Origin of the sequence: Pleurocapsa sp. PCC 7327 (assembly GCF_000317025.1) — a bacterium.
Lineage (GTDB): Bacteria > Cyanobacteriota > Cyanobacteriia > Cyanobacteriales > Microcystaceae > Hydrococcus.
This window is the reverse complement of the sequence record NC_019689.1, coordinates 2374137-2386876: the sequence shown is the minus strand read 5'-3', so window position 1 is coordinate 2386876 and position 12740 is coordinate 2374137. Positions and strand designations below refer to the sequence as shown.

Genomic DNA, 12740 nt, shown 5'->3' with positions numbered 1-12740 from the left:
CTTTGTCTTTTTTGTTATCTAGTAGAATGACGAAATGCCAGAAAAAAAATTCAGCGATCGCGAAAGGATTTATATAATGTTTCATGAATTGTCTTTGAAAATTTTCGACTCAGAATTTTTACCTTATGGGTTGAATAATTTCATCCACCTGACGACAGAGCTTAGAGTTTCTTACCCAATTAATTCTCTAACCAGTTGAGACTTTAATGGTTACACCTAACAGTCCGTGCTTAAAACGGTTATTGGGAACTGCTATTGCCCTTTCTCTGCTCGCGGCAGCGTGCAGCCCCGGCAAACAGCAGGGAGGGGCTGGCGGTCCGCCAGCCTTTCAGGTCAAAATGCAAGCAGCCGCAAAAGGATTGGTTTCCGACAGCAGCGAATACGTAGGGAATCTCGAAGCCAAACAGAGAGTTCGCTTGGCACCACGAATCGACGGTCGAATTCTGCGGATTTTCGTCGATAGTGGCGAGAGAGTCGCGGCAGGGCAGAAAATCGTCGAACTGCAACCGACCAGAGAGCAAGAAAACGTAAGAGCCGCCGCCTCGCAAGTCAACATCGAGAAAGCTAATCTCAATGCAAGACAAGCTGACTTGAGGGCAGCAGAAGCAGAACGCGCGCGAGCAGAAGCCCAAGTCGAAGAGGCTAGGGCTAATTTGGCGAGAGCAGATGCGGACGTACAAGACATTCAAGCCGAATTAGAATTGGCGCAAAAAAATTACGCTCGCTTCGTTTTTCTAGTCAAGGAAGGGGCACAATCCCAACAGGATTTAGACAATCGCACCCGCGACCTCAATACCAGGAAAGCGCAACTCGCATCCCGAATTAAAACCCGCGATTCTCTGAGAGGATCGCTCAATGCCTCCGTCAAATCTTTACAAGCAGCCGAAAAACGAGTCGAACAGGCATTAGCTAACATAGACAGTCAAAAGGCAGCCGTGGCAAGAGCTGAAGGACAGTTAGGAGTCAGCAGCCAGATGTTGGGCTTTAACACCGTGACTGCTCCAATTAACGGCATAGTCGGCGATTTCCCCAGTAAAGTAGGAGATTACGTCGAAATTGGGGAAGAACTAACCACGATTACAAATAACCAAACCTTCGATCTACGAATTAGCGTTCCCACAGAACGTCGCGCCCAATTGCGAACCGGACTACCTGTCGAGACGATCGATGCAGATGGCAAGGTAGCAGTCAAGGGTCAAGTTACGTTCATCTCCCCCAATGTCAATAACAGCAACCAAACCATCCTCGCCAAAGCCACCTTCCGCAATGACGGCAGCTTGCGAGACAACCAATATGTCAAGGCGAGAATCGTTTGGGGGCAACAACCGGGCGTGTTAATTCCCACCACTGCCGTTACCCGCATTGGCGGACAAGCTTTTGTTTTTGTCGCCCAACAAGCAGAAAACCAACAAAGAAAGCCGACATTAGTAGCAAAGCAAAAGCCCGTGATTCTGGGAAGCATTCAAGGGCAAGATTACGCAGTGCGATCGGGAATTAAGGCAGGTGAAAAAGTAATTACTTCGGGTTTGCTCAATCTCCAGGATGGAACGCCCGTTGCCCAAGAGACGATCGCATCGGAACAGAAGAAGTAATGGGTGAGAAGGCGATCGGGGATTGGTCATTTGTTAGTAGTTAGTGGTTAGTAGTTTGTCTGGTTCCTCTTCTTCGGAATCCCCTAACTCCCCCTTGTCTCCTCCTCTTCCCGTTCCTCTGCTTCCCCTCACTCTTATCGAGGAGCTTATGCTGTTTTCTATTTCCACTCTCTTTATCAAACGACCTGTCCTAACGACAGTCTGCACCATAGTAATTATCCTAGTCGGAGCAATCTCCATTCCCCTACTGCCGATCGCGAAACTTCCGCAGATCGCCCCAACGCAGGTACAAGTGACCGCCACTAACATCGGTTCCGATGCGAGAACCACAGAAGAGACCGTCACAACGATTATCGAGCGAGAAATCAACGGGGTTGAGGACATGAAATATATGTCCTCCAACACGAGCAACAATGGGGTTACCAATATTACCGTTACCTTTCCCACAGAGGTAGACAGAAATACTGCTCAAGTTAACGTTCAAAATCGAGTTGCTCAGGCAGAAGCAGAGTTGCCAGAGGTGGTCAGACAAACGGGGGTGACAATTAACAAAGCTTCCCCAAACATTCTTATGGCGATGGCTTTTTACTCAGAAAAAAATGAGAACGGAGAGTACATCTACGACACCTCATTCATCAGTAACTACGTTGACTTGTACGTTCTTGACGAAATTAGGCGGATTAAAGGGGTTGGTAGGGCACAGCTCGTTGGGGAACGGAAATATGCCATGCGGATCTGGCTCGACCCCGACAAACTCGCCGCACGGGGACTGAACGCTCGGGATGTCGTCAGTGCCGTTCAGGAACAGAATATTCAGGTGGGGGCAGGAAAAATCGGTCAGCAGCCAGCTCCAGACGAGCAACAATATGAAATCCCCCTGCGAGCCGTCGGTCGGATTAAGAACGTCGAAGAAGCAGAAAACCTGGTTATTCAGGTGGGGGATAACGGCACTCTAATTCGACTAAAAGATGTAGGTCGAGCCGAATTAGGTGCAGAGAGTTATGACACAGACGTAATCTGGAATGGTTTGCCAGCCATCGGTTTGCCAGTCTATCAGTTGCCCGGCAGCAATGCTCTGGATACGGCTAATGCCATCAAAGCCAAACTAGCCGAGCTATCAAAGCAATTCCCACCTGGCATGAAAGGAGAAGTGGGATTCGATCCGACTCTATTCGTCACTTCTTCGATTCAAGAAGTAGTTTTGGCGCTGGTGCAAGCGATCGCGTTAGTAGTTGCGATCATCTTTGTCTTCTTGCAAGACTGGCGCACCACCTTAATTCCCGCCATTGCCATCCCCGTTGCCCTGATTGGGGCGATGGCGTTTCTGTTGATGTTTGGGTTTGAACTCAACCAGTTAACCTTGTTCGGCTGCGTGTTAGCCACGGGGTTGGTCGTAGACGACGGAATCGTTGTCGTTGAAGCGATCGCTAAAAAAATCGAGCATGGCATGCGACCGATGCAAGCCGCCCTCGATTCGATGGAAGAATTGTTTGGAGCCGTCATCGCCACCTCAATCGTATTGATGGCAGTATTCATCCCCGTCTCTTTCTTCCCCGGCAGTACGGGCATCGTCTACAGGCAATTCGCGCTAACGATCGCTTTTGCGATCGCCCTGTCTACCTTTAACGCCATCACCTTCTCGCCGAGCATGTCAGCCGTCCTGCTGCGCCCCAGGCAGGAAGCCCAAGGTCCTCTGGGCGCATTCTTCCGCTTGTTCAATCGATTCTTCGAGTGGGTCAACCGACAATACAGAAGGTTTATAGAATTTCTGACCCGCATTAAAATGCTGGTCGTCGGCATTTTTGTTGCAGGTTTGGTAATAACGATAGGGATCTATCAGATCGTTCCGAGTGGATTTGTTCCAGAAGAAGACCAGGGATACTTTATCATTATCGGTCAAGCCCCAGCTGGCGTTTCCCTCAACTACACCGCCGCCCAAGCAGAACAGATCGATAAGCTTATGAGCGACATTAAGGGAATTCGAGGCAGATTCTGTCTGGTTGGTTTTGGCTTTGATGGTAATGGCTCCGATAAACTGATCTGCTTTGCTCCTCTCAAACCCTGGGACGAACGCCCCGGCGCAGAAAACTCGGTCTATGGATTGCTCGCTCAAGCCAACCAGAAACTTGGAAGTCTTACGGGCATGCTAGCCTTTGCCGTGAATGCGCCTCCCGTTGACGGATTAGGTCAGTCTGGCGGTTTTGAGTTTCAGTTGCAAAACCGCCAACTTCTTCCGATGGAAGCGCTGATCGACAATGCCCAGAAACTCGTTGCGGCAGCCAACCAAAGACCCGAATTCAAATCGCCCAGTCCGAGACCGCTGGTATTTACGACCTTCACATCTAACACGCCTCAGATGGAGATTTCCATCGATCGCGCTCAGGCAAAGGCGCTCAACGTCGATATCGACGAAATTTTTGAAACCCTACGAACTTATCTTGGCTCCAACTACGTCAACGATTTCGTCCTCGGACAACGACAATATCGGGTTTACGTGCAGGCAGACCGCGAGTTTCGCTCCAATCCCGACGACATCAGCCGCTTGTACGTGCGATCGCGCGATGGCAACATGGTACAACTGAGCAACGTGGTTAATATCAATGACTTTATCTATCCGCCCACGGTGGCTCACTACAATATCTACCCTTCGATCAAAATTCAAGGCGCTCCCGCACCCGGTTACAGTACCGGACAAGCGATCGCAGCCATGGAAGAGATAGCCGCCCAAGTCTTACAACCCGGTTTTGGCTTTGAATGGACGGGAACCGCCCTAGAAGAAAAATCTTCTGGCGGTGCTGCGCCGATTATTTTCGGCTTGGGTTTTGTCATGGTTTTCTTAGTTCTAGCCGCTCAGTACGAAAGCTACATCGATCCCGCTATCATCATGCTCACCGTGCCTCTAGCCGTTTTGGGCGCTCTAGGAGGCATCTGGTTCAGAGCCAATATCTTCCAGGCGGGCGGACTTTGGCCCGTGGTCAATAACAATATCTATTGTCAGGTGGGTCTGGTAATGCTCATCGGGATGGCAAGCAAAAACGCGATTCTGATTGTGGAATTTGCCAACCAATCGCGAGAGTTGGGCATGAGCATTACTCAAGCAGCACTCTATGCCGCAGAACAGCGCTTCCGACCAATTCTCATGACGGCAATTTCTACCCTAGTCGGTTTCATGCCTCTCGTGACGGCAAAGGGTGCGGGTTCTCTCGCTCGTTGGTCTCTGGGAACTGCCGTTTTTGGTGGCATGTTGGTAGCCACTTTCTTGAGTCTGTTGTTTGCTCCTATCCTTTATATCGTCATTAAAAATCTAGAAGAGGCCTTCTTAAAAGGCGGTGGATCGGGCAAACCTCGTCCATCCCGACGGACGGTGGAATCCATGTTGCCTCCCTCCTCTGAAGAAGAAACCGTTCCTACTTTTCGAGCATCTGGGCAAAATGAGTAGATCGTTTCTCGTTATTAGGTTCAGCCTTCAAACATTCTGCATCTGCTGCGATCGCTGAGATCGGTTAACTCGCGCTCCGATCTCGAACAAATAGTTCGGGTTCTTTGTTTTTATATTTTAATGGCGAATTGCGAATTATCAATTAGTCAGCTGCTCTGGGTGTAAGGCTTTTTCCTCGAGCATCTGTAGCGTTTTTTGGCTCATAAGTAAGAAGTGTGCGGAGTAACCAGTGAGGCAATGAAGGCAGGGCAGATGCGTTTGAGGTTTCCCTTGAACTCAAAAATAGCAACATAACCACTCAGGCGCTCTTGGTGAACACCCTTAAAGGAGCTCAAGAAATTCCTCATATCTGTCCACATCCCTTCAACTGTGTTGACATGAACTTCTCGAAGCCCATCTCCCTCATCATCCCTTGCCCATTTATGCTGACTATGACAAACAGTAGCATGAGGACGAATGACGTGATTATAACTGGCTGATTCGTCAGTGAAGAGCTGACTCTCAATTACTGTGAATTGATGCACATGATTAACCAGTATTTCACCTGTAGTGTTCCTCACTACTCGCAATCGGACTTGCCCACTGTTTCGTCCAACCGTTCCAACCACTGGTGGTCGGTCATGATCCTAGGTGCCTTTACCTCGTCGTTTGTTCGCTCGTCGTCGAGGTGGGTCAAACGGGTCAAGATGCTGCTCTCCTTTTTTCCCCCGCCTTCTGAAACATCTCATCGGTTTCAGTTCGAGTGTCAGGTACGGGTTCCTGCGATTGTAACTGCTCGGCACGAGCTTGCAGTTGATGAGGTAAGGTTAACACCGTTTTGTAATTTAACTGTAATTCTCCTGCCAAGCTTTTAGTGGACTCTCCCTTGAGGATGCCTCGCAACAACAACACAACCCGTTCAGGTCTCAGGTGATGTTGCGCTAGTAACGTGCCACTGTAGAGGTTGTAAGTGTGGTCGCACACACGACAGCGATAAACTCTCAACTGAGAGCGATGCGTGGTTCTAAATCTTCGGGCTTGTTCCACCCCAGCTTTACAGTTGGGACAGCTCAAGCCATCCGGATGAAAATGCTCCAAAATTGCGTGCATTTGTCTCGATTGAGCAAATCGTTCAGGGGAAATTCCATAGCATGCTGACATTACTTCTCCTGCACATATTTTACACATGAGCCGCGTTTTTTACTTTTCAGATGTCTTCTAAGTATTCATTAGCCTTGTTTATAGCGCGGAGCAACAAAGCTGAGAAAGCTAAGACCCAAATCTTCTATTTTTTTGCTCCTCTTTTAACCTATTATTAATCAGGACTTAACTAAGCTATGATATGTCACAGTGAAGCAATGGTACAGGTAGGAACCCTGGTTCGGGTACTTTATCCCGATTATGCAGCAGGGATTCTGGGACGGATCCTAGCAAGGGAAACGTCGGGACGTTGGATAGTCAAGTTAGAGGAAAATCCGCTTGAAAAGAGCGACGAGCCACTTTTTTTGTCTTTAGAAGAGGCAGAATTTGAAGTCATCGAACCACAAGGATGATGTTATTTGCAAGAGAGCTTGATACATTAAGAAAAACACAATATTTGCATAATATAACGTGGTTCGTACTCTCTTTATTACCAAGGAAAAACCCTACCCCCCAGCAGGTGGCGTGGAGCTGCGCAACTGGCAAAATATCAACATTATGATGCAATATGGCTCGGTAGGGGTTTTTTCTATCTGTCAGTGGAGCGCGAGTTCGCAAGTGCCCGCAGGAATTGACTTTTGGTATCCCTACACGCTTGCCAAGTCCGTTTCGTCTTGGGAAAATTGGAAACGCCGTGCCTGGTTGCTTCGCCCCAATGCCCATCCCGATGTGGATAGGTTGTATCAACAAGCTGCTGCCAAAGAATTAGAAAAAGTATTAGCAGAATTTCAGCCAGATTTAACTATAGTCGAAGAGATATGGTTGTATCGCTATCTTAAAATTATAAAACGCCAAAAATGTCGAATTATCTTTGACGAACACAATATTGAAGCAGATCTCTTCGAGCAAAAACACGGCGCCTTAAAAATGAGATTGCCGCGCCTTAAATCGATCGAGTTAGATTTTATTCGTAAAGCCGATCAAACATGGGTTTGTAGCGAAGAAGATGTCGCTCTTGTAAAGACGTTGTACGGGCGGCAATTTCAACCCCAAGCGATTCCTAACGGAATTGATGTAGCTTCCTATGACTGCGTTCGCCTCAAGCAATGCAATCCTCCTGAAGGGTTCGGGGAAAAACAACACAATTTAATCTACATGGGAACTTTTTCTTATCCTCCCAACAAAGTTGCAGCGAAGTTACTCATAGAAGAAATTTATCCTCGACTGCGAAAAATTAACCCAAATTGTCGCCTGCTGCTGGTAGGACGAAGCCCGACCAAATCGATGCTGCAAGCTGCCGAGTTAGAACCGGGAATCATCGTGACCGGAAGCGTTCCAGACATTCGACCTTATTTAGCTGCTGCTAGTGTTATGGTCGTTCCTTTACAGCAAGGAGGAGGCACTCGTTTAAAACTTCTGGAGGCTTTTGCATCTGGTTGTCCGGCAGTCAGTACTACTAAAGGGGCAGAGGGATTAAACGTCAGAGATAGCGAGCATCTCTTAATTAGAGACGAAATTGAAGCGATAACCGATGCCGTAGAACAGCTTTGGTCGAAAAATGCCCTAGTTGAGAAACTGACTGCTGCTGCTTACGAATTGGTTAAGGCAGAATATTCTTGGGAAGCCGTGAGCAAAAGAGTAGACCAAGCGCTTCAGCAACTTTTGTAGCGATGTTTTAATTGGTTACTTTTTTGCTGCTCATTTTCAAGTTAACAAACTAATATATTTGCAATTTTAATTTGCATTTCCTATTTCCAAACAGGTGGCTCAAACATATAACCTTTACCGCGAATAGTCTTAATCCATTTGCTGTCAAAATCGCCGATTTTTTTACGAATTTGACCGATATGAACGTCAACTTTCCTTTCGGCACCGATCTCATCATTTTGACTCCAGACTGATAAAATTAATTCCGAACGTTCCCAAACGCGATCGGGATGGCTAGCTAAAAAATACAACAACTCAAACTCTAAAGCGGTTAGAGATACTATTTTTTCTCCTACTACTACCTCGAATTTTTGAGGATCGATAATTAAGTTATCAAAAATGAGGCGGGGTGAATAAGAAGAAACCAGGGGAGATATTACGTCATTAGGAACCTGTCGTCGTTTTAATAAGGCTTCAATTTTAGCCTTGAGAATCTCTAGATTAAATGGTTTAGTTTGATAATCGTCAGCTCCTCTTTCAAATCCTTTTAATACATAATTGGCATCTGTAAGACAGGTTAACATCAAAACAAATTTCCCTGTTTGACGAATTTCTTGGCAGAGATTGAAGCCACTATCGTCGGGAAGATTGACATCTAAAATTACCAAATCTGGTTGAAATATTTGGAAGATTTTACGAGCAGTTTTCGCATCTTCTGCGGCGGCAATTTCATAGTTATTATAGCTAAAAAAACGAGAAATTAGGTAACGAACTGCCGGATCGTCATCTACAACCATTATTTTATTTTGAGCGGAGGGAACAACCATAACAGTTAGGCAATCTATTAGAGAGTCACTAAAATCTTGCTGTTGAGATCGTTAGTTTCTTTTCTCGGTCAGGGTAGAGGGAATTGATGCTAGATTTTGTCTGTTGGTTTTAAGCAAATGTCTTTATTAAATTCTCAAATAGTCTGGCTCGCTCTAACATGCCTTTTGTTGCAAGCTGAGCGAAACAGAGTCCAGACATTTCTTGAGTTTTTTGTAAATTTACCAGAAAAATCTAGCTTTTAGACATTTCTACCATCATTATTGCAATCGTATTGCAATTGTCTGGTTAGCTTATCCTGGATATTGTATCTGTAAAGACGTTAGAAGAAGCAAACACCGATTCCTTAGGGTATAATTTCCTTAAATTGGCAATTATTGCTATTTTGAGCCATTAAAAACCAAAATATCGGAATATTTTCCTTGGGAATCCGGAAAGTAAATGCGAGGTTAATTCTTTTGCACAATTTCTCGCACTCAAAGGATCGCTTCTTTGCCATATTGACTTCTATAGAAATTATAGAAATTGCACCATCACAACTTAAGAAGTTAGTCGAAAATAGAAGAAGTCGAGGACAAGAAAAAGATTTGGCAAGGAAAATCATTTCTGATGTCTATCTCCTCGTCCGTCGTTCGTCTTTGCGATCGCTATGCTTTGGCCCTATACAACTCCCGGCATTTCCGACGATCTATTCGAGCGCTTGCCCGGCATTCCCTTAAGCAAGCGAGAGGTAAGATTGCTGTTGATCTCTGCCCTCAGATTAAAAGCCGATTCGGTTTTATGGGATATTGGGGCAGGAACTGGCACTATTCCAGTAGAAACAGGATTGCTCTGTCCCAAAGGAAAAATTATTGCAGTAGAACGAGACGAAGAAGTTGCCAGCTTGATTCGTCGCAACTGCGATCGCTTTAGCGTCGCCAATGTAGAAGTCATCGAAGGAAGCGCCCCAGATTGTCTTGAAGGGCTGCATCCTTTGCCGGATCGCGTTTGTATTGAAGGAGGGCGACCGATTGAAGAGATTTTGAAGCAAGTTTGGCAATACCTAAAACCCGGAGGCAGAGTCGTCGCAACGGCAGCCAATCTAGAAAGTCTTTACCTGATCTCAGAAGGCTTGGCAAAGTTACAAGCGCGCAATATTGACGTAGTTCAAGCAGCCGTCAATCGCTTGGAGACGCGCGGAATTCATCAAATCTTCGCCGCAGTCGATCCCATTTTTATTTTGAGCGGCGAAAAGTTGGATTCCTGAGAGCGCGATCGCTCCCTACGATCCATCCAAAATTTATACAATTTGAATACAGGAATTTGTTAACCTTTCATAAGGATTTCTTAACCTGACCTGGCTGGTATTTATTTTCGCCACTGGGTTTTTTTCTAAAAACAATAATATGCCTTGGTCTCGTATTGTTAGTGCTATTGTTGCGATCCCCCTGGCTTTGGGGATGATTATTGTCGGGGGCTGGTACTTCACTCTAGGAATTGGAGTCATTGTCTTTTTGGGACAACGGGAATATTTCCAACTGGTTCGTGCCAAAGGCATTGCACCTGCTGCTAAGACGACATTGGTCCTCTCTCAATTATTGCTCGTCACGGCTGCGATCGCGCCTACGCTAACCGATGCCGTATTTCCCTTGACGGGCGCTCTAATCTGCTTTTATCTGCTGTTTCAGCCCAAATTAGCGACGATTGCCGACATATCGACCTCGATTCTCGGATTATTTTACGGTGGCTATCTTCCCAGCTATTGGATTAGATTGCGGATTGGTTTTATGCCAGCCACAATGCCAGTCAGTATTGCTAGCAGCAATCTGCCTTTGATGGGTTTTTGGCCCGAGTCTTGGATGCACCTTAAGCTGTTTCCGCCAGCTTTAGTCATTACTTTTCTGGCATTCGGTTGCATTATTGCAGCCGATATCAGTGCCTACATCACGGGCAAGTTCTTTGGTCGCACTCAACTGTCGCACATTAGTCCAAAAAAGACAGTTGAAGGCACTATTTTTGGCATTTTAGGAAGTATCACCGTTGCAGAAATTGGAGCCTGGTATTTAGAGTGGCCCTATTGGCAAATAACGGGGCTGATTTTAGGGGTGTTAATTGGCATTGTCAGTCTTCTAGGAGATTTAACCGAATCGATGATGAAACGCGATGCAGGCGTAAAAGATTCGGGACAATTAATTCCCGGACACGGCGGAATTCTAGACCGCACGGATAGTTATGTTTTTACTGCTCCTTTGGTTTACTATTTCGTCACTTTATTTTTGCCCTTGTTAGATTAATTTTTTCCTCGCGCTCATTCTCTAGTGACTGATAACTGACTAGAGCGACGGCTATCGAGCCACTGCTGTAAAATAATCGCAGCAGCTAGGCGATCGATCGCTCCTTTGTCGCGGCTAGAAAATTGTTTGCGCTCTTTTAACTGCTGTTCGGCTTCTAGGGAGGTCAGCCGTTCGTCAACGTATTCGACGGGTAATTGCAAGGCTTTCGATAGTCGCCGAGCAAATTTTTGTACTTGCCGCGCCTGAAATCCCAGACTGCCATCCATCGAATAGGGCAAACCAACGACCAGTATCTGGACGTCTCGTTCCTCGACGAGTTGCCTGAGCTGCTCTAGGTCTCGCTCGAAGGAGGTTCGCTCGATGGTAGTTATGCCGGTGGCGATTAACCCCGTCCCATCGCACCCCGCCACGCCAATCCGCTTTTTACCCACATCCAATCCCAAGGCAGAGATTTTTGGCATCAATGACTCTTTTTTTAGAATTGAGGGTTGATATCCGATCCTTCTGAAGCTCCGTCAGAGGTTTTCCCATTTTTAGACGACGAGTTGGAGGGAATTTCCGAACTTTCTGGACGACGAGAGGTGATTGGCGGCGACTGAAACGGGACTTTTTGCCAAGACATTCTGCTAGGGATTGGAGTACGAGGAATTGCTTGCAATCCCTGAAGCATTTCTGACAACTGCAACCCTTCTGGTTTCGTCTCTTTTAATTTGTGCCATACGGAACGAGACATGAGTAACGTATGCGCTATTCTTTGCGCTCCTAATTTTTCCAGATACTCTTCCCGTTCGTGCTGGTAGTCTGCCGATACCAGTTCGAGATCTTGAGACGGTAAATCTTTTACAAGTCGCGCCATTTGAGCGAGTAACTTGGGATAGAGCCAGGTGTAGGCTGGGTGAACGGTCAGTCTAGCTTGATGGGGACGAGAACCATTTTTCTGCAAATTTAACTGAAAATAGCCGATCGCTGCTTTGCGCTGCGGTTCAAAAACGTAACCGCTAATCGTCTCGGTACGATGGCACCATTGGTTGAATTTTGCCAGCAGCGTGTTGACAAAGCTGGTTTTGAAGTCCTGGACGTGACGGTCGAAGACTTGGCGCAACAGAGGCGGCATCGAAACACAATCCAATTGGAAGAGTAATTGAGCATCTGCGTTGCTAATCGGCAGCAGATTGGGCAAGTCCGGGTCGTTTTGCGCCAACTCTGCTAGCAAATCGGGAGCGAGCGACCAATAGGTCATCTGAGCTAACGGCTGAAACCCATTGTGTCGATATAATGCCAAAGCATCTTTTTCGTTGACATCGAGTTCCAGAACCCAGGTTCTTGCTTCCCAAATAGTTTCAAAGCAGTAGCGTAACAGTTGCGAACCGATCGCTAGCGGATCTACCAGGGTTTCCGGGCAATCGCCCGATCTTGCGATCGATACCCGACCTACTTGCCAGGTGCTGCGAGTTTTGTTGAAGGGGGCAACTTGAATCCAACCTAGCAGTTTGTGCGCGTTGCGATTGTCTGCTTTTACTAGCTCGGCAACGTAAACGCAAAAATGGTACTGAAACGGATTGGGAAAAAGACTCAAAAACTTAAGAGGCCCGTACCAGCGTCGGAGTTGTTGCACTTGCTCGCCTATGTTCGCGCGATCGCTCAACCGTTCGACTTCGGAAGACTCGGCGGCTAGAACCTCGATCGCTTCTAAGTCGCGATACTGTGCCGGACGGACGAGGATTTTGGCGGTGTCAGAAAGAAATGAGTTCATCAGATCGCGGCTCGGTGAAATGCCTACTGCCCTTATCTTATATTTCTATCAGTCTATCAAAATTTTTGGGGCGACCGATTTTAGTAGCGATC

Annotated in this window: 10 protein-coding genes and 1 pseudogene; 6 read left to right on the top strand and 5 right to left on the bottom strand. The window is 46.8% G+C overall.

Annotated features, from left to right (window positions below; genetic code table 11):
- Positions 1-206 precede the first annotated feature (206 nt).
- Both PLE7327_RS10650 and PLE7327_RS10645 read left to right on the top strand, forming a co-directional pair.
- Positions 207-1592 carry an efflux RND transporter periplasmic adaptor subunit gene (locus PLE7327_RS10650; protein ID WP_015143836.1) on the top strand — a complete coding sequence of 462 codons (1386 nt, stop codon included), beginning with the start codon at positions 207-209 and terminating at the stop codon, positions 1590-1592.
- 148 nt (positions 1593-1740) lie between these two features.
- Positions 1741-5031, top strand: a complete 3291-nt coding sequence (locus PLE7327_RS10645) for an efflux RND transporter permease subunit (protein WP_015143835.1) — start codon at positions 1741-1743, stop codon at positions 5029-5031.
- A gap of 200 nt (positions 5032-5231) precedes the next feature.
- Here the strand turns inward: PLE7327_RS10645 and PLE7327_RS26520 are convergent.
- Positions 5232-5642, bottom strand: a pseudogene (locus PLE7327_RS26520) (transposase); the annotation flags it as partial.
- 70 nt (positions 5643-5712) lie between these two features.
- Positions 5713-6171 (bottom strand): hypothetical protein, encoded by a 459-nt coding sequence (locus tag PLE7327_RS10635; RefSeq protein ID WP_144266111.1) that lies wholly within the window; start codon positions 6169-6171, stop codon positions 5713-5715.
- Positions 6172-6347: 176 nt separating this feature from the next.
- Here PLE7327_RS10635 and PLE7327_RS10630 point away from each other — a divergent pair, with 176 nt between their 5' ends.
- Positions 6348-6563 carry a hypothetical protein gene (locus tag PLE7327_RS10630; RefSeq protein ID WP_015143834.1) on the top strand — a complete coding sequence of 72 codons (216 nt, stop codon included), beginning with the start codon at positions 6348-6350 and terminating at the stop codon, positions 6561-6563.
- A gap of 58 nt (positions 6564-6621) precedes the next feature.
- Entirely contained in the window at positions 6622-7818 is a 1197-nt protein-coding gene (locus tag PLE7327_RS10625; RefSeq protein ID WP_015143833.1) for a glycosyltransferase family 4 protein, read from the top strand.
- Between the two features lie 80 nt (positions 7819-7898).
- Here the strand turns inward: PLE7327_RS10625 and PLE7327_RS10620 are convergent, their stop codons facing one another.
- Positions 7899-8624, bottom strand: a complete 726-nt coding sequence (locus PLE7327_RS10620; RefSeq protein ID WP_015143832.1) for a response regulator transcription factor — start codon at positions 8622-8624, stop codon at positions 7899-7901.
- A gap of 647 nt (positions 8625-9271) precedes the next feature.
- On the opposite strand from PLE7327_RS10620, the gene cbiT reads away from it, so the two are divergent.
- Both cbiT and PLE7327_RS10605 read left to right on the top strand, forming a co-directional pair.
- Positions 9272-9868, top strand: a complete 597-nt coding sequence (cbiT, locus tag PLE7327_RS10610) for a precorrin-6Y C5,15-methyltransferase subunit CbiT (RefSeq protein ID WP_015143831.1) — start codon at positions 9272-9274, stop codon at positions 9866-9868.
- Between the two features lie 139 nt (positions 9869-10007).
- Positions 10008-10895: a phosphatidate cytidylyltransferase gene (locus PLE7327_RS10605; protein WP_015143830.1), complete on the top strand. Its 888-nt coding sequence runs from the start codon at positions 10008-10010 to the stop codon at positions 10893-10895.
- A 14-nt stretch (positions 10896-10909) separates the two neighbouring features.
- On the opposite strand, the gene ruvX is transcribed toward PLE7327_RS10605, so the two are convergent.
- Complete coding sequence (ruvX, locus tag PLE7327_RS10600; RefSeq protein ID WP_015143829.1) at positions 10910-11356, bottom strand: Holliday junction resolvase RuvX; 447 nt, start codon at positions 11354-11356, stop codon at positions 10910-10912.
- Between the two features lie 14 nt (positions 11357-11370).
- A complete protein-coding gene (locus PLE7327_RS10595; RefSeq protein ID WP_015143828.1) occupies positions 11371-12648 on the bottom strand; it encodes a GNAT family N-acetyltransferase in 1278 nt (425 codons plus the stop codon).
- Between the last annotated feature and the right edge of the window lie 92 nt (positions 12649-12740).